Origin of the sequence: Klebsiella aerogenes KCTC 2190, assembly GCF_000215745.1 — a bacterium.
Classification (GTDB): domain Bacteria; phylum Pseudomonadota; class Gammaproteobacteria; order Enterobacterales; family Enterobacteriaceae; genus Klebsiella; species Klebsiella aerogenes.
The window spans coordinates 5,013,769-5,035,705 of sequence record NC_015663.1 but is presented as its reverse complement, the minus strand read 5'-3'; the positions used below and the strand labels follow the sequence as shown (position 1 = coordinate 5,035,705).

15 protein-coding genes are annotated in these 21,937 nt (G+C 57.8%); 5 read left to right on the top strand and 10 right to left on the bottom strand.

From position 1 onward, the window contains the following. The first annotated feature begins 83 nt into the window (after positions 1 to 83). Positions 84 to 1,097 carry a LacI family DNA-binding transcriptional regulator gene (locus EAE_RS23870; protein WP_015706074.1) on the top strand — a complete coding sequence of 338 codons (1,014 nt, stop codon included), beginning with the start codon at positions 84 to 86 and terminating at the stop codon, positions 1,095 to 1,097. A gap of 13 nt (positions 1,098 to 1,110) precedes the next feature. On the opposite strand, the gene EAE_RS23865 is transcribed toward EAE_RS23870, so the two are convergent. Then, entirely contained in the window at positions 1,111 to 2,052 is a 942-nt protein-coding gene (locus EAE_RS23865) for a sugar-binding transcriptional regulator (protein WP_015365774.1), read from the bottom strand. 196 nt (positions 2,053 to 2,248) lie between these two features. Between EAE_RS23865 and dalD the strand changes: the two genes are divergently transcribed. The 3 genes from dalD to EAE_RS23850 all read left to right on the top strand — a co-directional run bounded on the left by dalD (position 2,249) and on the right by EAE_RS23850 (position 6,431). Beyond that, positions 2,249 to 3,634 (top strand): D-arabinitol 4-dehydrogenase, encoded by a 1,386-nt coding sequence (gene dalD, locus EAE_RS23860; protein WP_015706073.1) that lies wholly within the window; start codon positions 2,249 to 2,251, stop codon positions 3,632 to 3,634. Continuing rightward, positions 3,625 to 5,088: a xylulokinase gene (gene xylB, locus EAE_RS23855; protein ID WP_015706072.1), complete on the top strand. Its 1,464-nt coding sequence runs from the start codon at positions 3,625 to 3,627 to the stop codon at positions 5,086 to 5,088. The genes dalD and xylB overlap by 10 nt, the downstream gene beginning before the upstream one ends. Positions 5,089 to 5,153: 65 nt before the next feature. Then, entirely contained in the window at positions 5,154 to 6,431 is a 1,278-nt protein-coding gene (locus EAE_RS23850; RefSeq protein WP_015706071.1) for an RbtT/DalT/CsbX family MFS transporter, read from the top strand. Between the two features lie 34 nt (positions 6,432 to 6,465). On the opposite strand, the gene yegS is transcribed toward EAE_RS23850, so the two are convergent. From yegS to EAE_RS23810, 8 genes are all read right to left on the bottom strand, one after another. Beyond that, complete coding sequence (gene yegS, locus EAE_RS23845) at positions 6,466 to 7,359, bottom strand: lipid kinase YegS (protein ID WP_015706070.1); 894 nt, start codon at positions 7,357 to 7,359, stop codon at positions 6,466 to 6,468. A gap of 257 nt (positions 7,360 to 7,616) precedes the next feature. Then, on the bottom strand, positions 7,617 to 8,978 hold the full coding sequence (trhP, locus tag EAE_RS23840; RefSeq protein ID WP_015706069.1) for a prephenate-dependent tRNA uridine(34) hydroxylase TrhP: 1,362 nt from the start codon (positions 8,976 to 8,978) through the stop codon (positions 7,617 to 7,619). 145 nt (positions 8,979 to 9,123) lie between these two features. Further along, positions 9,124 to 9,846 carry an envelope stress response regulator BaeR gene (baeR, locus tag EAE_RS23835; protein ID WP_015365781.1) on the bottom strand — a complete coding sequence of 241 codons (723 nt, stop codon included), beginning with the start codon at positions 9,844 to 9,846 and terminating at the stop codon, positions 9,124 to 9,126. Beyond that, a complete protein-coding gene (gene baeS / locus EAE_RS23830) occupies positions 9,843 to 11,297 on the bottom strand; it encodes an envelope stress sensor histidine kinase BaeS (protein ID WP_015706068.1) in 1,455 nt (484 codons plus the stop codon). The genes baeR and baeS overlap by 4 nt, the downstream gene beginning before the upstream one ends. Beyond that, on the bottom strand, positions 11,294 to 12,709 hold the full coding sequence (gene mdtD, locus EAE_RS23825) for an MFS transporter (RefSeq protein ID WP_015706067.1): 1,416 nt from the start codon (positions 12,707 to 12,709) through the stop codon (positions 11,294 to 11,296). Before mdtD ends, baeS begins: the two co-directional genes overlap by 4 nt. A gap of 1 nt (position 12,710) precedes the next feature. After that, positions 12,711 to 15,788 (bottom strand): multidrug efflux RND transporter permease subunit MdtC, encoded by a 3,078-nt coding sequence (mdtC, locus tag EAE_RS23820; protein ID WP_015706066.1) that lies wholly within the window; start codon positions 15,786 to 15,788, stop codon positions 12,711 to 12,713. Then, entirely contained in the window at positions 15,789 to 18,911 is a 3,123-nt protein-coding gene (locus EAE_RS23815; RefSeq protein ID WP_015706065.1) for an MdtB/MuxB family multidrug efflux RND transporter permease subunit, read from the bottom strand. It lies immediately after the preceding gene. Further along, the gene (locus EAE_RS23810; protein ID WP_042895937.1) at positions 18,911 to 20,155 is read right to left on the bottom strand and encodes an MdtA/MuxA family multidrug efflux RND transporter periplasmic adaptor subunit; all 1,245 of its coding nucleotides are present in this window, start codon (positions 20,153 to 20,155) and stop codon (positions 18,911 to 18,913) included. Before EAE_RS23810 ends, EAE_RS23815 begins: the two co-directional genes overlap by 1 nt. A gap of 253 nt (positions 20,156 to 20,408) precedes the next feature. On the opposite strand from EAE_RS23810, the gene EAE_RS25645 reads away from it, so the two are divergent. Further along, complete coding sequence (locus EAE_RS25645; protein WP_100280394.1) at positions 20,409 to 20,468, top strand: type I toxin-antitoxin system Ibs family toxin; 60 nt, start codon at positions 20,409 to 20,411, stop codon at positions 20,466 to 20,468. A 102-nt stretch (positions 20,469 to 20,570) separates the two neighbouring features. Here EAE_RS25645 and yegD read toward each other — a convergent pair whose 3' ends face one another. After that, positions 20,571 to 21,923, bottom strand: coding sequence for a molecular chaperone (yegD, locus tag EAE_RS23800; protein WP_015706063.1), 1,353 nt, complete (start codon positions 21,921 to 21,923; stop codon positions 20,571 to 20,573). Positions 21,924 to 21,937 lie beyond the last annotated feature (14 nt).

Genomic DNA, 21,937 nt, shown 5'->3' with positions numbered 1-21,937 from the left:
TGAAGCTAATGTTGCGCCAGCTTCATCGATTGAGCAAGTGGGGAAATTAACAGCGAAATGAATTTGTGACGCAAGTTGGGAAAATGAAAAAAATCACTATCTACGATCTGGCGGAATTATCCGGCGTTTCGGCAAGCGCGGTGAGCGCGATCCTCAATGGCAACTGGAAAAAACGCCGTATCAGCGCCAAACTTGCGGAAAAAGTGACGCGGATTGCGCAAGAGCAGGGCTACGCGATTAATCGCCAGGCCAGCATGTTGCGCAGTAAAAAATCGCATGTCATCGGGATGATTGTCCCCAAATACGACAACCGCTATTTTGGTTCCGTGGCGGAAGGCTTTGAAGAGATGGCGCGTGAGCGCGGCCTGCTGCCGATTATTACCTGTACTCGCCGTCGTCCAGAACTGGAAATCGAAGCGGTGAAGGCGATGCTCTCCTGGCAGGTAGACTGGGTGGTGGCGACCGGGGCGACTAATCCGGATAAAATTACCGAGCTATGTCAGCAGGCGGGGGTGCCGACGGTCAACCTTGACCTACCGGGCTCCACCGCACCGTCGGTGCTCTCCGACAACTACGCGGGCGCCCGCGCGTTGACCGATAAAATTCTTGATAACAGTCTCAATCGCCACGGCAAACTGGCGCCGCTGTTTTTTGTCGGCGGGCGCAGCAGCGACCACAACACCCTGGAGCGTTTGCGCGGATTTCGCGATGCTCATGAGGCGCGCGGCATGAGCGTGCCGGAAGAGAATATTCTTTCTCCGGGCTATTCAAAAGGCAAAGTGGAAGCCTGCATGCAGGCGCGTTTCAAAAGCGCCGATGAACATCTGCAGGGGTTCTTCGTTAACTCGACCATCTCGCTGGAAGGGGTGGTGAGATGGCTGGCGCAGTTGGGGCTGACCGGCGTCGAGCAGCCGCCGATGGGCTGTTTTGACTGGGACCCATTTGTTTATCTATTGGGTCACGATATTGACATGGTGCAGCAGAACGTCCCGGCGATGCTGGAAGCGGTATTCAATATCATCGACGCAGGTGAAGCCAGCCAGCAGCGGGTAGAGATCCCGCCGCTGCTGATTAGCAGCCGCGAGCATCTGGCGTGAAAAGCCGCTGGCGCTAGCGCGTCAGCAGCCAGCGGGCGGTATGTTCATCGGTCACCAGGCCGTTAATCCAGCCACCTTTTAACGCCGCGAGGATCGCCGGGCGCTTGTTCTCGCCACAGGCGACGGCTATTCGCGGGCACTGGTTTTGGCGGATATCGTAGCTGGTGATCAGCCGATTAATTTCGCTGTCGACGACGCCGCCGTCGGCATCGATAAAGCGGCCGAGGATCTCGCCGATGCCGCCGCGCGCCGTCAGTTCATCCAGTTGGACTTTATTAATAAACCCGTCTTTGAAGATCGGGCTTTGGGTACCCAATGGGCCGATACCGACGAAAATAACGTCCGCCTGCTGCGCTGCGGCAGAAACATTGCTGAACAGGCGGCTGCCGCACCACATCTCATGTTCCTGACGGGTTTGCGCATAGCGCGGCGCGGGCCACTGATAGTAGTTGGCCTGAATTTTCCGCGCCAGCAGCAACGGCACATCATCGTAGTAGTTGCATTTCCCCTCATCGTTCATTGCGCTAATCAGCGCCACGCAGCGGCTGTTTGGGCTATCGAAATCAATGCGCTGGATGGTTTTTTTCAGCGTTAATCCAGAACCAATGCCGATTATTTTGGCGTTATCGCTCTGCAGGTAGCGGGCCATCAGCTGATAACAGCCGAAAGAAACGCTATCCAGCGTGCTCTCTTCGTTGTAGGTCGGCACGATATTGCACTCGATGAGTTGATACTTTTCCTGCAACAACTGCGCATAATCGAGGCAGTTCGCCACAGGATGATGCAAGCCAATCGACACAATACCTTCTTCCTTCGCCGCGGCGATCAGGCGCTGGACCACCGGCCTTGAGGTGCCAAGGTGGCTGGCGATTTCGCTCTGATTCTGACCGGCAATGTAGTACATCCATGCGGCGCGGACCTTCTGATCCAGCCTGATGTCGTCTTCTTTACTCACGGTGTCCTGCCTTAAATACGCGGGCGCAGTAGCGCAGATACCCGCATTTTGGCTGCGGTTTTCCAAACAGGCAAGCTTTTGCTCCGTTTTGGTCATTTGTAATTTAAATGGGTAATTGCTCTTTTGTGATCCGTAGCTCTTATTTGATTCAAATGATCATCTACAGTGAGCCGCATCACCTCAAGGAGAGCAGAACATGAATACGCAATTCACATGGCTTCACATCGGTCTCGGTTCTTTTCATCGCGCCCATCAGGCGTGGTACCTGCATCGACTGCGGGTTTCCGGCGATTCGCGCTGGCATATCGCGGCGGGAAATATTCGTAACGACGCCGAGCACGTGGTGCAGGCGCTGGCGGAGCAGAGAGGGCGCTACGTCCTCGAGACGGTGAGCCCGGAAGGGGAGCGCGAATATGAAGAGATCGCCTCAATTCAAAAATTACTGCCGTGGCAGGTGGGACTGCAGCCGCTGATTGATGAAGGCGCGAACCCGCAGACTAAAGTCATTGCTTTCACGGTGACGGAAGGGGGTTATTACCTCAATACGCAGCATCGCCTGGAAACCAGCAACGCCGATCTGCAGGCCGATTTGCAGGGAGATTGCAAAACCATTTATGGCACCATCACCCGGATTCTTGAAAAACGCATCGCCGACGATGCGGGTCCGCTGACGCTGCTCAACTGTGACAACGTGCGCCACAACGGCGAACGTTTCCATGATGGGCTGGTGGAGTTTCTGCAACTGACCGGTAAACAGCAGGTTATTGACTGGCTGGCGGCGAACGCGACCTGCCCAAACACCATGGTCGATCGTATTACGCCGCGCCCGGCCGCCGATCTGGCGCCACGTATCAAAGCGCAAACCGGCATCGATGATAAAGCGCCGGTGATGGGCGAAACCTTTATTCAATGGGTAGTCGAAGATAATTTCCGCGCTGAGCGCCCGGCGCTTGAGACGGTGGGCGTGGAGATGGTGGCGTCGGTTATCCCCTATGAAGAGGCGAAGATTCGCATTCTTAACGCGTCACATAGCTGTATTGCCTGGGCGGGAACCCTGTTGGGCCAGCAATATATTCACGAGAGTACGCTTACCGATGCCATCTACGCCATTGCTGACCGTTACGTCAGCGAAGATGTGATCCCGTGTCTGGGTGATAACGGCATCGACCTGGCAACCTATCGCGACGTGGTACTCAAGCGTTTTACCAACCCCTATATCCAGGACACCAACCAGCGGGTGGCAGCCGATGGATTCTCAAAAATCCCAGCGATGATTGCCCCAACCCTGCAGGAGTGCTACCAGCGCGGCGTGCGCCCGCAGGCTACCGCTATGTTGCCGGCGCTGTTCTTTGTCTTTATGCAGCAGTGGCATAAAGGGGCTTTACCGTATCAGTACCAGGACGGAATTCTTGATGAATCGGCGGTACACGCCATGTTTAATTCGCCTGATCCGATCGCCCGGTACGCTGCTGATAAAGCCTTATTTGGCGAGCTGGCGGAATCGGCGGATTTTCAGGCGCTGCTGCGTGAGCAAATCGCCGCCGTCTACGCGTTGACCCAGCAGGAGGCGCTATGTATTTAGGTATCGATCTCGGCACTTCGGAAGTTAAAGCGCTGGTGCTGGATGAAAATAATACGGTCGTCGCCAGTCATAGCGCGCCGTTGACCATTCAACGGCCGCATCCGCAGTGGTCCGAACAATCGCCGCAGGCGTGGTGGGAAGCGACGGAATATCTGATTGCCACTCTGCGCGAGAAGTGCGCGAGCCATTGGTCGGCAATTAAAGCCATCGGCCTTTCCGGACAGATGCACGGCGCCGTACTGCTGGATGCCAGCGGCGAAGTGATTCGCCCGGCGATTTTATGGAATGATACCCGCTGCGCGCAGGAGTGCGCCGAGCTTGAAGAGATGGCGCCGGAGCTGCATCAGGTGGCCGGTAATCTGGCAATGCCGGGGTTTACCGCGCCGAAACTGCTGTGGGTGCGGCGTCACGAACCGCAGCATTTCGCCCGTACCGCCTGCGTGCTGTTGCCGAAGGATTTTCTGCGCTACAAGATGACCGGCAAAAAAGTCTCCGATATGTCGGATGCCGCCGGGACGCTGTGGCTGGATGTTGCGCGGCGGGACTGGTCCGACGCGCTGCTGCAGAAGTGCGGCCTGACGCGGCAACAAATGCCGGAACTGGTGGAAGGATGCGACGTTTCCGCCACGCTGGCGGCAGACATTGCCGAACGCTGGGGGCTTAATCCTTCGGTGCTGGTGGCGGGGGGCGGCGGCGATAATGCGGTCAGCGCGATTGGCGTTGGCGCGGTGTCGCCGGGAGACGCTTTTATCTCGCTGGGGACCTCCGGCGTACTGTTTGTCGTCACCGATCGCTATCGTCCGGCGCCGCAGTCGGCGGTGCATGCTTTCTGTCATGTGCTGCCGAACCTGTGGCACCAGATGAGCGTGATGCTCAGCGCCGCCAGCTGTCTGCAGTGGTTCTGTCGTCTGACCGGCACCACCGAAGTGGCGCTGCTGGAGGAGGTCGCCCAGTTAAGCGAAGACGAAAAAGCCAATGCGCCATACTTCCTGCCTTATCTTTCCGGCGAGCGTACCCCGCATAACGATCCTCTGGCGCGCGGTATGTTCTGGGGAATGACCCATGCCAGCCTGCGCGCTCAACTGGGATATGCGGTGCTGGAGGGAGTGAGCTTCGGTATTGCTGACGGCCTGCGCGTGTTGCAGGAGAGCGGAACCCGTATCGGCCAGTGCTCACTGGTTGGCGGCGGCGCCCGCAGTCCGTTCTGGGCGCAACTGCTGGCGGATATACTGGCGATGCCGGTGGTGACGCATAAAGGCGGGGAAACCGGCGGCGCGCTCGGAGCGGCGCGTCTGGCCTGCCTGGCGGCGGGCAAACCGCTGGCCAGCGTTTGTCATAAGCCGGAAATCTGGCAAACCTGGCAGGCGGATCCGCAGCGTCATCAGACGCTGATGCCGCGTTACGCCCATTTCCAGTCTCTGTACCTCAACGACCGACATTTTCGACAGCAATAAGACATATGACGCTCCGGCGAAACTGCCGGAGTGATTCTCCTGCACCCTACAACAACGAGGTCACCATGTCCGTTAATCACAAACAGTGGCTCGGTCTGCCGCTGAACCTTATCTGGGGATACGTCGCCATCGCCGTGTTTATGACCGGCGACGGTTTTGAACTCGCCTTCCTCTCACACTACATCAAGGAGCTGGGCTTCAGCCCGGCGCAGGCCTCTTTCGCCTTCACCCTCTACGGCCTCGCCGCCGCCCTCTCGGCCTGGGTCTCCGGCGTGGTCGCGGAAATCATCACCCCGCGTAAAACCATGTTTATCGGTTTTGTGCTGTGGTGCGTGTTCCACGTCCTGTTCCTCGTCTTCGGTCTCGGCCGCGCCAACTATGCCTTAATTCTGCTGTTTTACGGTATCCGCGGTCTGGCCTATCCGCTGTTCCTCTATTCGTTCATCGTCGCCATTATCCATAACGTCCGCAGCGACAGCTCCAGCTCGGCGCTGGGCTGGTTCTGGGCGGTCTACTCCGTCGGCATCGGCGTGTTCGGCAGCTATATCCCGAGCTTCACCATCCCGCACATCGGCGAGATGGGCACCCTGTGGCTGGCGCTGGCGTTCTGCGTCACCGGCGGGCTGATTGCCCTGGCGGCGCTGCGCAACACCGAAACCCCGCGCCATATGCAGAACCTCACCACCCGCGAGAAGTTCTCCGAGCTGGGGCGCGCGGTGACCCTTATCTACACCAACCGCAGCATTATGCTCTCCAGCATCGTGCGCATTATCAACACCTTGTCGCTGTTCGGCTTCGCGGTGGTCATGCCGATGATGTTCGTCGATGAGCTCGGTTTCACCACTTCCGAATGGCTGCAGGTGTGGGCGGCGTTCTTCTTCACCACCATTTTCTCCAACGTCTTCTGGGGGATTGTGGCGGAGAAACTGGGCTGGATGAAAGTGGTGCGCTGGTTCGGCTGCATCGGCATGGCGCTGTCGAGCCTGGCGTTTTACTACCTGCCGCAGCACTTCGGGCATAACTTCGCCATGGCGCTGGTGCCGGCGATTGCGCTGGGGATTTTCGTCGCGGCGTTCGTGCCGATGGCGGCGGTGTTCCCGGCGCTGGAGCCAGAGCATAAAGGGGCGGCGATTTCGGTCTACAACCTGTCGGCCGGGCTGTCGAACTTCCTCGCGCCGGCAATTGCGGTGGTGCTGCTGCCGCACTTCAGCACCATCGGCGTGGTGGTGGCCTATACCGCGCTCTATCTGCTGGCGTTTTGTCTGTGCCCGTTTATTCGCGTCGATCAGCCGGGCTTTGCCCGTAAGGCAAGCGGCGTCAGGGAAGGGGTAGAATATTCATAACGTTATCAGGGCGGGTATATCCCGCCCTGATGTTTTAACGCAGTAACATACAGTCCGGCGGCAGACGGCAGCGTAGCGCCTCGCCGAGGATTTCCATCCGGAAGGATTTGCCGCTCAGCGGTTCGCCATCCAGGTTGAAGGTCATTTCATGGGCGGCGGTGACTTCAAACCACGGCGATACGCCGTCGATCAGATTTGGCGAATTATCGGGATTAGCGAGGGTGCTAAACAGCGCAGGCAGCAACTCTTCGCCGGTAAAAATACGCAGATGCAGTAGCCCGTCGTTAATTAATGCTTCAGGACACAGCTGCTGACCGCCGCCGGCCTGGCGGCCATTGCCGATGCCGATAACCAGCGCGTCGCCCTGCCAGTGAAAGTTCTCGCCGCGAATTTCGCAGCGGTCCGGCTTTAGGGTATCCATGCGCGTCAGGCCGTGAATCAGATAGGAGACGCCGCCGAGCGCGGCTTTTAGTTTTTCCGGCGTTTCGGTGGTGATACGGGTACCAAAGCCGCCGGTGGCCATATTGATAAATCCGGCCTCGTTATTCACGCGAACCACATCAATAGGGACGTCGCGCCCGGCTATCGCCAGCTTCAGCGCGCTGGCTAAATCCTGCGGGATGCCGACGCTGGTGGCGAAATCATTGGCTGTGCCGAGGGGGAGTATTCCCAGCGCCATGTTGCTGCCGCGCTGGACCAGCGCGGTGGCGACTTCATTAATCGTGCCATCGCCGCCGCCGGCAATCACCGTCGCCACCCTGAGCGTTTCGGCTTCCTCGACAAAACGAATCGCATCGCCTTTCTCCCAGGTCACGCGGACGTGTATCTCGATACCTTCTTCGCGCAGGAGATTAACGGCTTCGCGCAGTTGGGGCTCATTCGCGCCTTTACCGTTGAGAATTAATAAGCTGGCTGGAAATTGGGTCATCCTTTATCGCCTCATTCTTAGTCGTCATCCTCAGTGTATCGCATGAATGGCGTCATGGAATAAGAAAGTCGGGAAAATAGGATGCATAAAAAATAAGCCCGCGTAAGGGAGATTACGCAGGCTAAGGAGGTGGTTCCTGGTACAGCTAGCATTTATGGGTTATGTTTTTCAGCGAAATGGATGATACCTGCTTCGAACGAAACGGTATGTGATCCGATTCTAATATCCATACATAATGAAAAAATAACGCCAATAAACTAATTTTTATGCGGATTGCGCGTCGACTCGCCGTTAAAATTACGCATCAGCAACCCATACTCCAGCGCCATATCCTCCGGCAGTGGCAGCCAGACGATATAACCGTCTCCCGGCGCGACCGGCATTGCTTCGCCTTTGGCGTTCTCTATATGTTCGAGCGTAAAGTTGACGTTACCTTGCGGAGTCATGACCTCCAGGCTGTCGCCGACCGAGAACTTATTTTTCACCGCCACTTCGGCCAGATGACCATGACGCTTGCCGGTGAATTCGCCGACAAACTGCTGGCGTTCGGAAACCGAATAGCCGTATTCATAATTCTGATAGTCGTCGTGGGTGTGGCGGCGCAGGAAGCCTTCGGTATAGCCGCGGTGGGCCAGACCTTCCAGCGTCTCCAGCAGACTGGTGTCGAACGGTTTACCGGCGGCGGCGTCGTCGATCGCTTTACGGTACACCTGGGCGGTGCGCGCGCAGTAGTAGAAGGATTTGGTGCGGCCTTCAATCTTCAGCGAATGAACGCCCATCTGGGTCAGACGCTCAACGTGGGCAATAGCGCGCAGATCTTTGGAGTTCATGATGTAAGTGCCATGCTCATCCTCAAAGGCGGTCATATACTCGCCCGGACGTTTGGCTTCCTCAATCATAAATACCTGGTCGGTTGGCGCGCCGATACCGAGAGTCGGTTCAACGTTCTGCACCGGGATAGGTTCATGCTTGTGGACGATATTACCCACGTCATCTTCTTTGCCTTCCTGCACGTTGTACTCCCAGCGGCAGGCGTTGGTACAGGTGCCCTGGTTAGGGTCACGTTTATTGATATAGCCGGAGAGCAGGCAGCGGCCGGAGTAGGCCATGCACAGCGCGCCGTGGACGAAAATCTCGATTTCCATCTCCGGCACCTGGCTGCGAATTTCGGCGATCTCGTCCAGCGACAGTTCGCGGGAGAGGATCACGCGGGTCAACCCCATTTGCTGCCAGAATTTCACCGTCGCCCAGTTGACGGCGTTGGCCTGTACCGACAGGTGGATCGGCATATCAGGGAAGTTTTCCCGCACCAGCATGATTAAACCAGGATCGGACATAATCAGCGCGTCCGGGCCCATTTCCACTACCGGTTTGAGATCGCGAATGAACGTTTTCAGCTTGGCGTTATGCGGCGCGATGTTAACCACCACATAGAATTTTTTCCCCAGCTCATGGGCCTCATTGATGCCGAGCTGCAGGTTTTCGTGGTTGAATTCGTTGTTGCGTACGCGCAGTGAGTAACGCGGCTGGCCGGCGTAGACCGCATCGGCGCCATAAGCGAAAGCGTAACGCATATTTTTCAGCGTTCCCGCCGGGGAAAGAAGTTCCGGTTTAAACATGATTTTCTCGTTCTGATGACAGGTCAGACTCGCCGCACCAGGTACGGCGATTCGGGGGAGTGTCCCCACATTAAGGGCGGGCATTGTAGCTCTGTGGAAAGAGGGAGTAAACCTTCGCGCCTCTCTGCGCTAAGAGGCGCGATGTTCAAGCCATTCTACAGGCGTCGGCTTCCCAGCGATAGCCAACGCCGTAGACGGCGCGAATAAACGACTGCTCCGCGTCCAGCGATTCCAGCTTACGGCGCAGGTTTTTAATATGGCTGTCGATGGTACGGTCGGTAACTACGCGATAATCGTCGTACAGATGATTGAGCAGTTGTTCGCGGGAGAAGACTTTACCCGGCTCCTGCGACAGCGTTTTTAATAGCCGAAACTCGGCGGGAGTCAGGTCCAGCATTTTTTCGCGCCACGAGGCCTGGAAGCGACTTTCGTCAACAATTAGCGGACTTTGCGCATCCAGAGCCTGCAGGTCGCGCTGTGGTTTACAGCGACGCAGGATCGTCTTCACGCGGGCCACGACTTCACGCGGGCTGTACGGTTTGCAGATATAGTCATCGGCGCCGATTTCCAGCCCCAGCAGGCGATCGATCTCCTCGATTTTGGCAGTGACCATCACAATCGGTATCTCGGAAAATCGGCGGATCTCGCGGCACAGGGTCAGGCCGTCGGTGCCCGGTAGCATTAAATCCAGCAGGATCAAATGCGGGGGCGTCTGGCGGACGTAGGGCAGTACCTGATCGCCATGCGCAATGAGCGTTGGCGCATAGCTCGCAGCTTGCAAATAGTCGATCAACAACTGACCGAGTTTGGGCTCGTCTTCCACGATTAAAATGCGCGGCGTGTTTTCATCAATAGGTAATTCGCTCATACATCCCTCGATAAATCCTGTTCCAGAGGTAACTCTACTTTAATGCTAACCCCGCCAAAAGGCGAATGACCGGCGTTCAGGCTGCCACCGTGGGCGGCGACGATATTCATACAGATTGCCAGCCCAAGACCGGATCCACCGCTGGCCCGGTTGCGTGAGCCCTCGGTGCGATAAAAACGCTCGCAGAGCCGCGCCAGCTGCTCGTCGCTAACGCCGGGGCCGCTATCGGCGAAATCGAGCGTCAACATGCGACCATTTTGTTTGGCGTCAATCTGCAGGCGGCCGCCGCTGTCGGTATAGCGTAGGCTGTTTTCCAGCAGGTTATTGAACAGCTGCATCAGACGATCGCGATCGCCGAAAACGATAGCGTTATCCGGCAGCGAGACGCCGATGGTCAAGCCGCGGCTGGCGAAACGTTCGCGGAACGCCCCTGCGGCGACCTCCAGCAGCGCAATTAAGTCCACCGACTCTTTCTGGTAGGCTAACGCGCCTTCATCGGACATCGACAACTGATGCAGATCGTCCACCAGCTTGGTAAGCGTGCCGACTTCCGCCTGCAGCGAAGAGATCGAATCCGGGGTGAATTTACGCACTCCGTCCTGAATAGCCTCCAGCTCGCCGCGCAGGACCGCTAGCGGCGTGCGGAGTTCATGCGAAATATCGGCCATTAAATCGCGGCGCATCTGTTGGTTACGCTCAAGCGTACTGGCAAGCTGGTTAAAATCCTGCGCCAGACGGCCCAGTTCATCCCCGCCGGTGACCGTGACGCGGGTGGAGAAATCGCCCGCCGCCAGCTTATGGGTGCCTTCCACCAGCCGTTTGACCGGCGCCAGCAGCCCGCGGGCCAGCGGGAAGGTGGCCAGCGCGGCGAGGAGGGTGGCAAGGGCGACAATCAGCCAACTGGTGCGTTTTTGCTGGCGGTCGAAATTAATATCCGTGTTGCGCGTGAGCCGTTCAACCGGCGAGGCGATCACCGCCCCGACGGTCACGCCGTCGACGACAATGTTACGGCGGGTACCGTCCTGCGGGACCGGCGCCCGCGGGCCTACCAGCACGCGCCCTTGTTGATCGACAACCCAAAATTGCGTGCGCCAGCCGTGCGGCGGCATATCGGGCCGCGGGCCAGGGCCGGGCATTGGCCCTGGCTCGCCATGCGGACCCGGCCCACCCGGTGGACGTTCGTCGTTATCGCGCTCGAAGGTGCGCAGTAACTGGAAGATAAAACGATCGTTGTTGCGCAAAAATTTCCAGTCGCCGTGCTGCTCGTACTGTTCACTCAGCGCGTCGCCGAGCATCGTTAGTCGTTGTTCATTACCGCGTTTAATATAGTCGATAAAGCCGCGCTCAAAGCTGATGCGCACTGCCCAATGCATGCTAATCAGCAGCACGATACAGGTGGCGAAAATAGCCAGGAACAGCTTACCGGTGATACCCGGGCGCCAAAGTTTCACGATTCACTCCTTTTGCGTCGGCGGATGACGGTGTTGCTGCCGACATCGTTCGGTACACGGGAAAAGATGAGCGCCGGGAGGGCGATAATCACCGCCATGCTCAGATAGGTGTAGAGGAAAACTTGATGAACGGCTGGGGCATCGGCGCTGATATGCTGCTGGCCGTACATGCCGAGCAGTAGCCCGGCGATGGTCACGCCGATACTCATCGAGAGCTGCATAACCATCGAGAGCAGGCTGTTACCGCTACTGGCCAACTCATCAGGCAGGTCTTTTAGCGTCAGAGTATTCATCGACGAGAAACGGCTGGAGTTAATCATGCCCTGCAGGAACAGCACTAGCGGCAGCAGCCAGTACCAGCCGGCCAGTGCGACGGCCATGAACAGCAAACTCACCAGCGCCAGGCCGAGCGTCGCGAAAACCAGCACGCGGCGATAGCCAAAGCGATTCACTACCTGCACCACGATGCGTTTCATCCCCATGCTGCCCAGCACCATGGGGATCATCATCAGCCCGGCGTGGAACGGCGAGAAGCCGAGGCCAATTTGCAGGAATACCGGGGTCATAAACGGTAACATCCCGCTGCCGATACGCCCGGCGAAGCTGCCGCCAAGACCGAGCGAGAAGGTTTTATTGCGAAACAGTTTGAGGCTAAACAATGCGTTAACGTTGTCACGGGCGTGCCACAAATAAAAAACTATCGCCATCAGGCCGCCGACGACCAGCGCGGCGAGCAGCAGCGGCGAGATACCCAGCCCTTTTTTGCCGTCAAGCGCCAGCGTCAGGGCGGCCATTCCTGTCGCCAGCAGAATAAAACCAAGGATATCAAAGCGCCGGGTCTGCAGGGTGTTGTTCGGCATCAGGCATAATGTGGCGATAGCGCCGATGATGCCAACCGGGATGTTAATCAAGAATATCCAGTGCCAGGAAGCATATTCGACCAGTACCCCGCCAAGCGCCGGGCCGAGCAGTGGTCCAACCTGGCCGGGCAGGGTGACGAAGGTCATCGCCGCCATATACTGATCGCGCGGAACGATTTTCATCACCGTTAGCCGCCCGACCGGCACCATCATCGCACCGCCGACGCCTTGCAGTACGCGGGACATCACTAACTGATCGAGAGTGCTGGCCTGGGCGCAGAACAGCGAACCGGCGGTAAACAACACAATGGCGCTGAAAAAGATATTGCGCACGCCGACCCGGTCCGCCAGCCAGCCGCTGGCCGGCAGCATGACCGCCACCGTAAGCACATACGAGACCACTACCATATGCATGTGCAGCGGGCTCTCCCCAAGGCTATTGGCCATCGAGGGCAGGGCGGTGTTGACGATGGTGGTATCCAGCGACTGCATAAAGAAGCCGAAGGCCACAATCCATAACTGCCAGCGTACGCTGGCGGGCAGATCTGTCATCTTATTCGCTTACCGGTTGAGCAGGCTTGCGCGTAAAACGCAGCCGCAAACGATCAAAGAACAAATAGACCACCGGGGTGGTGTACAGCGTCAGCAGCTGGCTCATGACCAGACCACCGACAATGGTGATCCCCAACGGCTGCCGCAGTTCGGACCCGTCGCCGCCCGATAGCACCAGCGGCAGCGCGCCGAATAGCGCCGCCAGGGTGGTCATCATGATCGGGCGAAAACGCAGCAAACAGGCCTGGAATATCGCTTCTTCCGGCGGAAGATTGCCGGTACGCTGCGCTTCAAGGGCGAAATCGACCATCATGATGGCGTTTTTCTTTACGATGCCAATTAATAGCATGATCCCTATCAGGGCGATTAGGCTGAATGGGGCGCCAAATAATTCCAGCGCCAGCAGCGCGCCAACCCCCGCTGACGGCAGGGTTGAGAGAATGGTTAACGGATGCACGTAGCTTTCGTAGAGGATCCCCAGCACGATATACACCGTGGCGATGGCGGCGATAATCAGGATCACCTGTGAGTTCATCGTCTGCTGGAATACCTGTGCGGTGCCGGCAAACGATCCTCGCACGCTCGACGGCACGCCAAGCTGGGTCATCGCCCGGTCAATGGCGTCGCTGGCTTCCGACAGCGATTTGCCGGTCGGCAGGTTGAAGGAGATGGTCGAGGCGGCCGATAGCCCCTGGTGGTTGACCGAAAGCGGTGCGTTCGCCGGTTGCCATTTGGCGAAGTATGACAGCGGGATGGGTTTACCGTCGTTACTAATGACAAACATTTGCTCCAGCGCGCTAACGTCCTGGGTATAAAGCGGATCGACTTCCATCACCACTTTGTACTGGTTCAAAGGTTGATAGATGGTCGAGATCTGCCGCTGGCCGAAAGCGTTGTTTAACAGGCTGTTGGCATCCTGCACGCTGACGCCCAGGCGTGACATGGTGTCGCGGTCGTAGACCAGATCCATCTCCGCGCCGTTATCTTGCTGATCCGAGTTAACGTCGGCCAGTTCCGGCAGTGCCGCCAGCGCCTTGCGGATTTTTGGCTCCCATTCACGCAGCGCCGACAGATCGTCCGATAACAGGGTGTACTGATAGCTGGCGTTCGACTGACGTCCGCCAACGCGGATATCCTGCACCGCCATCAGGAACAGATTAGCGCCGGGCTCTTTCGCCAGTTTTTTCCGCAGCCGGTCGATGATTTGCTGCGCCGTTTCGTGGCGTTGGTCGCGCGGTTTCAGGGTGATAAACATCATACCGCTATTCACCCGCGAGCCGCCGGTAAAACCGGTTACGTTATCGACCGCCGGATCCTCGCGGATGATCTTCATAAAGTCCTGCAGTTTGCCGCGCATCGCCTGGAACGAAATACTCTGATCCGCCTGAATGCCGCCCATCAGCACCCCGGTGTCCTGCTCCGGGAAGAAGGTTTTCGGAATGGCGATATACAGCCACACGCTGAGCGCCATCGTACCGAGCAGCACCAGGCCAGTCAGGCGACTATGCTTCAGCACCCATTTTAACGATTTGCCATAGCCGCCCTGAATAGTGACCAGCAGGCGGCCAAAGCCACGCTTGCGCGTTGGTTCATGAGGTTTGCCGCTTCTCAGCAGCCAGCCGCACATCATTGGCGTCAGCGTGAGCGACACGGCGAGCGAAATACCGATCGCTACTGATAGCGTGACGGCGAACTCGCGCAGCAGACGACCCGGCAGGCCGCCCATCAGCAGCAGCGGTAAGAACACCGCCACCAGCGACAGGCTCATCGACAGCACGGTAAAGCCGACTTCACGGCTGCCCTGTAACGCGGCCTGCAGCGGTTTCATTCCCGCCTCAAGATGGCGGGAAATATTCTCCAGCACCACGATGGCGTCATCGACAACGAAACCGGTGGCGATGGTCAGCGCCATTAACGACAGATTATTGAGGCTGAAGTCGCACAAATACATCGCGGCAAAGGTACCGATTAACGATACCGGCACGGCGACGGCCGGGATAAGCGTTGCGCGCCCGGAGCGCAAAAACAGAAAGACCACCAGAATCACCAGCGCGACCGAAATCACCAGCGTTTGTTCGACCTCTTCCAGCGAAGCGCGGATGGTGGGCGAACGATCCTGCGCAATCTGTAAATCAATGGCGGCGGGGATGGTACGCTGTAGTTCCGGCAGGCGGGCGCGAATGCTATCAACCGTCTGAATGATGTTGGCTTCCGGCAGCTTGCGGATCATCAACAGGATCGCCGGTTTGGCGTTGGTCATCCCGGCGTTACGCACATCCTGCACTGAATCCGTCACTTTTGCTACGTCGCCAAGGCGTACCGCCGCGCCGTTATTGTAGTGGACGATCACCGGCAAATATTCCGCCGCGGTTTTCAATTCATCGTTGGTCTGCACCTGCCAGCGGTGGGTCTTATCTTCCAGCGCGCCCTGCGGGCGACGCACGTTGGCGTTATCAATGGCGCTGCGCACGGCATCCAGTGAGACGCCCTGGTTAAATAGCGCCTGCGGGTTAAGGTCGACGCGCACCGCCGGCAGTGAGCTGCCGCCGACGTCGACATCGCCGACGCCGTCAATCTGCGCGATGGTTTGCGCCAGCTGGGTTGACGCGAAATCGTACAACTCGCCTTGCGAATAGGTATCCGAGGTGAGCGTCAGGATCATGATCGGCGCATCGGACGGGTTAGCTTTGCGATACGTGGGGCGGCTGGGCATCCCGCTCGGCAGCAGACTTTGCGCGGCATTAATCGCTGCCTGCACGTCGCGGGCGGCGCCGTTAATATCGCGATCGAAATTAAACTCCATGATGATGCGGGTACTGCCAAGCGAGCTCGACGAGGTCATTTCATTGACCCCGGCAATGCGCCCCAGCGAGCGTTCCAGCGGTGTTGCCACCGACGAGGCCATGGTTTCCGGCGAGGCGCCGGGCAGCGAGGCGCTAATCATGATCACCGGGAAATCCACCTGCGGCAGCGGTGCGACCGGCAGCAGCCGGAATCCGAGGATCCCGCATAGGGTAATCGCCAACGAGATAAGAATCGTCGCCACCGGCCGATAAATGAAGAGAGCGAAGAACTTCACTTACGCCTCCTCTTCACGGCGCGGGAAGCGGCTCTTCATATACAGCGATAGCCGGTCGAACAGCAGATAAATCACCGGCGTGGTGAATAACGTCAGTACCTGGCTGAGCATCAGACCGCCAACCATACCAATCCCCAATGGGCGGCGCAGCTCGGCGCCGACGCCGGTACTGAGCATCAAGGGCAGAGCGCCGAGCAGGGCGGCGAGGGTGGTCATCAGAATCGGACGGAAGCGCAGCAGGCAGGCCTGATAAATGGCTTCGCGCGGCGGCATTCCCTGCTCGCGCTCGGCGGCGAGGGCAAAGTCAATCATCATGATGGCGTTTTTCTTCACGATACCAATCAGCAGAATGATGCCGATGATGGCAATCACATCCAGCTCGCTACCGGCCAGCCATAGCGCCAGCAGCGCCCCGACGCCAGCGGTCGGCAGGGTAGAAAGAATGGTGATGGGATGAATGAAGCTTTCGTACAGCACGCCGAGGACGATATACATGGCGACGACCGCCGCGACGACCAGCCAGACGGTGCTACCGAGCGCCGACTGGAATGCGAGGGAACTGCCCTGGAACTGGGTGCGGATGTCGCTTGGGAAATCCAGCGACTGCTCGGCTGACAAAATAGCCTCTACCGCTTCGCCGAGGGAGTAGTTACCCGGCACGTTGAATGAAATGGTGGTCACCGGGAACTGATCGAGATGGTTCACCGACAGCGGGGTAAAACGCTGCTCGACGCTGGCGATGGATTTCAGCGGCACGATACCGCCATCGTTGCTGGTGAGGCGGATATTATCCAGCGCCGCCAGCCCCGGCGTCGCCTGGGTGTCGTGCTCCAGTACCACACGATATTGGTTGGCCTGGGTATAAATTGTCGAGATCAGCCTTTGGCCAAAGGCGTTATACAGCGCGTTATCGACATCCGCCATGGAAATACCCAGCCGGCTGGCGCTATCGCGATCGACATTAATATAAGCCGCGAGCCCTTTATCCTGCCAGTCGCTGCTGACGTCGGCAAGCTGGGGTAAGGATTGCAGGCGCGACAGCAATTGCGGCACCCAGTTGCTCAGCGCATCAAGCGAGTTAGCCTGCAGGGTAAACTGATACTGAGTGCGACTGACGGTGGTATCGATAGTCAGATCCTGCGTTGGCTGGAGATAAAGCTCAATACCCGGTACGCTAGCCACCGATTGCTGCAGACGGCTGATGACCGTTTGCACGCGATCGTCGCGTTCATCCAGTGGTTTGAGGTTAATCTGCAGACGCGCGCTGTTCAGCGCTGGATTGGTGCCATCAACGCCGACGAACGACGTCAGGCTTTCAACCGCCGGATCTTTCAGAATCAGATCGGATACCTGCTGCTGGCGTTGCGCCATACTGGCGAACGACACCGACTGCGGGGCCTGTAACGTGCCCTGAATAATGCCGTTATCCTGGATTGGGAAGAAGCCTTTCGGGATAAAGACCCACAGCAGAATCGATAACGCCAGGGTGCTTAACGCCACGCTCAACGTTAGCCATGGGTGGTTTAGTACCCGGCTTAGCCAGCGGCCATAGACGGCAATCACCCGCTCGAAGAAACGCTCGCTGGCCCGCGAAAAGCGGTTTTGTTTGCGCAGCGATTCGTGGCTTAACATCCGCGCGCACATCATCGGCGTCAGGGTCAGCGAGACCACCGCCGAAATCAGAATCGCCACCGCCAGGGTAATGGCGAATTCACGGAACAATCGCCCAACGATATCACCCATAAACAGCAGCGGAATCAGTACGGCAATCAGCGAGAAGGTTAATGAAATAATCGTGAAGCCGATTTCCCCCGCGCCTTTCAGCGCGGCGGCAAGCGGTTTCTCACCTTTTTCAATGTAGCGGGAGATGTTTTCGATGACTACGATGGCGTCATCGACCACGAAGCCGGTGGCGATGGTCAGCGCCATTAGCGTCAGGTTATTAATTGAAAAATCAAGGAACACCATAACCGCGAAGGTGCCGACCAGCGACAGCGGCACGGCGACGCCGGGGATGATAGTCGCCGGGACATTGCGTAAGAAGAGATAAATGATCATCACCACCAGCGCGATGGCGAGCAGCAATTCGAACTGGGTATCGCTGACCGACGCGCGAATATTGGTGGTGCGGTCAGAAAGCACCTGTACCTTAACGGATTTAGGCAAGCTCTCGGTCAGTTGCGGTAGCATCTGGCGGATGCTGTCGGCAGTGGCGATGATGTTCGCTCCCGGCTGGCGTTGGACGTTCATCACGATCGCCCGCTGCTTATTGGCCCACGCCCCCAGCCATGCGTTCTCGGCGCCCTGTTCGATGGTCGCGATATCGCCAAGACGGATCGGCGCGCCGTTCTGATAGGCGATAATCAGCCGACGGTAATCTTCCGCCGACTGCATCTGATCGTTGGCGGAAAGGGTGACCGCGCGGGCCGGGCCGTCAAGGCTACCTTTTGCTGAATTCACGTTGGCGCTGGTAATGGCGGTACGCACGGTTTCGCTGGTCAAACCTAACGCGGCGATCGCCTGGGCATTGAGCTTAACGCGCACCGCAGGACGTTGGCCGCCGGCCAGCGTCACCAGGCCGACCCCGGAAACCTGAGATATCTTCTGCGCTACCCGAGTTTCCACCATATCTTCAACCTGCGTCATCGGCATCGCGCTGGAGGTCACGGCCAGGGTCATGATCGGCGGATCCGCCGGGTTCACTTTGCTGTAAACCGGCGGGTTGGGTAAATCAGACGGCAGCAGGTTGGTCGCGGCGTTGATGGCCGCCTGCACTTCCTGTTCGGCGACATCCAGCGCCAGGGTCAGTTGGAACTGCAGAGTAATGACCGACGCGCCGCCCGAGCTTTGTGAGGACATCTGCTTAAGGCCGGACATCTGACCAAACTGGCGTTCCAGCGGTGCGGTAATCGATGACGTCACCACATCCGGGCTGGCGCCGGGGTAGAGCGTTACTACCTGAATGGTCGGGTAGTCAACTTCCGGCAGCGCGGAGACCGGCAGGAAGCGATAGCCGATGATACCGGCCAGCAGAATGGCGACCATCAATAGCGTTGTCGCCACCGGACGCATAATAAACAGCCGGGAAGGGCCGCCCGTACTGCTTGGGGGTAATACTTGCATCAGGCGCCCGCTCCGTTTTTACCACTCGGGCGGGTGGTAGGTTGTTCCTGCACGGCGCTGTGAGCTTCGACGACTTCGACCTTAGCGCCTTCCGTCAGGCGATCGATACCATCGGTTACCACCCGGTCGCCCGCTGACAGCCCGGCGTTAATCACCACTTTTTGGCTATCCTGAATACCCGGCGTGACCGTATGTTTACTGACTTTATTCTCACTGTTCAGCACCCACACGAAGTGCCCCTCGTTGCCCATTTGTAGCGCGGCGGTGGGGATCACTACTGCATCCTGCTCGGTATCCACCAGCATTCTGGCATTGACGAACTGATTCGGGAACAGCGCGTCATCGAGGTTATTAAAGCGCGCTTTAAGCTTAATGGTGCCGGTGGTGGCATCGATTTGGTTATCGAGGCTCAGCAGGCTGCCTGTACTGATCTTCTGTTTATTGGTTCGGTCCCAGGCCTCGACGCTCAGCGTTTTACCGGCTTTCTGCGCCTGTACCACGGTGGCGATATCGCTTTCCGGCAGGGTAAAGACCAAATCGATAGGGTGGGTTTGCGTGAGTACGACAATGCCGGTGGTGTCGCCACTGGAGATTTGGTTGCCGATGTCGACCTGTTTCAGGCCCACGCGGCCGTCAATCGGTGCGGTGATGCGGGTCCAGTCCAGCTGCAGTTGCGCACTGGCGACGGCGGCCTGATCGGCTTTAACCGTACCGGCGGATTCGACCACCAGCGACTGCTGGGTATCCAGCTCCTGACGGGAGATAAGATTGGTTTTCACCAGTTGTTGATAGCGAGCGAGATCGCGGCGCGCGTTTGCGAGGGTAGCGTTATCTTTGGCAAGCTGCCCCTGCGCCTGGGCCAGCGCGACCTTGAACTGGCTGGGATCGATTTGCGCCAGCAGATCGCCGGCTTTTACCTGCTGACCTTCCTGGAAATGGATACTCAGTAACTGGCCGTCAACCCGACTGCGCACGGTCACGGTGTTCGCCGCGGCGATAGTCCCCAGGCCAGTAAGGTAGCGGGGGACGGATTCGCTGGTGGCGGTTGCCGCCTGCACCGGGGCCAGCGTGGCCCCAAAACGCCCATGACGCGCCCCGGCAGGCGCCTTTGCTCCTTGCTGACTCGCGCCAGCAGCGCCTGCGGTTGTCTCTTCGGCGCGATCGTACCAGAACCAATAGGCGGCTCCCGCCGCCAAAATTACCGTCAGGACTATTCCCCAACGAAGTGTGTTACTGCTTTTCATTATTTTGCTATCTCATTCTGAAGCTTTCGCTGAATGATACTAGTTTAGTAACGGAACGCCCCGCAAAAATGGAGGAATTATGAAAAGCGCGTATGGAAAGGTCTGAATTGGCGGGCTTTCACGAGGAGGCTCGCAAAGCCGAACGCTGAAAAGAAATGTGTCAGACGCGGCATGGTAACGTCAGCTTGATTTAGCGGAGGCTAAATACAGGAAAGCCCCTCCTGAGGAAGGGGCCTTAAATAAGGAAAGGGTTATGATGAATCTACTCATCATACTGATAGTGCTGTTACTGATAAGTTTCCCGACTTACTAACAGTGTATCAGGGGGAGGAGAAATCCTCCCTTACCCTTCATCCTGCAAGTTAGGACGAAAAAGCGGCAAAGTCAACTCAGGTTACCGGATGGCGCTCGCGTTTCAGGCAAAAACCACCTGCGCCCAGCGGGCAAGCCCGGCGGTAACGGAACCAAAATCATCGCCGCCGGCGATCGGTATTCCCGGCAGCTGTGCGGCCAGCGCCTTTTTAATTAACGGCGATCGTGCGCTACCGCCGGTGAGATAGATAACGTCCGGGGTTTCATGGCTGCTTTCCAGCGCTAACTTTACCTGCTCCATGATGCGAGCCAGCGGTTGATTGAGCGCCTCTTCCAGCCCCTGCTGGCTGATAGTGGTAGCCAGCTCATCGCTAATAAACGGCAGTTCGGCGTTGAAATCCGGCTGAGCGGAAAGGGCGATTTTGCTCTCTTCCGCGCTGCGTACCAGGCGATAGCTCAGGCGCTGACGCCAGACTTTAAGCAGCAGTGCGACCTTGTCGGCATCGCGAGCGTCGCGCAGCAGGTCATTGAGCATACGTCCGTTGGCGGCGCTGTAAAAATCGCTCTGCGCCGGGACGTCGTTAATCGCCACCGCATTCCACCAGGGCAGTACCGGCAGCGCAATGCCTTTTTCCGTTTCACCGCCCATGCCGAGTAACGGCATCAGGCATTTGAAGGCCAGGGCGATATCCAAATCGTTACCGCCGATACGGCAGCCGCTGTGGCCCAGCAGGCTATCCTGACGGTCGGCTTTCTGCCGCCATTGCGGCCCCATCAACAGCAGTGAGCAGTCGGTGGTGCCGCCGCCGATATCGACGACAAGCACGCGTTTTTCATCATTGAGCGTGGCTTCAAAATCTAACCCCGCCGCAACGGGTTCAAACTGAAACACGACATCGTTGAATCCTGCTCGCGTCGCCGCGCGTTCGAGAATACCCTGTGCCTGAGCGTTAGCGTCATCGCCGCCAAGACCCTGGAAGTTAATTGGTCGACCAATAACCGCCTGGGTAATCTGTTCACTAAGCTGAGACTGCGCCTGCTGTTTGATATGTAGCATCATCGCGCAGACCAGATCTTCAAATAACGCGACCTGCTGGGGTTTCAGGCCATTGGCGCCAAGAAACGATTTTGGCGACTTAACGAAGTAGACCTCTTCCGGATCGTCAACGTATTGATGCAATGAGGCGAGGCCGAACTGGACGCTGTTGCCCAGGACTTCGATATCTTCATCACGGTTATAATTAATGGCGCGTCGTAGTAGCGCCTGATTTTCTGCGCCGTCGGCCGGGACATTATGATGGCGGTATAGCCATTCGCTGACCGCTTCGCGCGTCGGGGCGCAAAGCATTGATGGCAGCAGCGGGCTACCGTTTTCCAGCGTTAAAAGCCGTGGCGCATTATCCTGCATGACGGCGACCGAACAGTTGGCGGTACCATAGTCAAAACCAATAAACATGACCTGAAAAATCC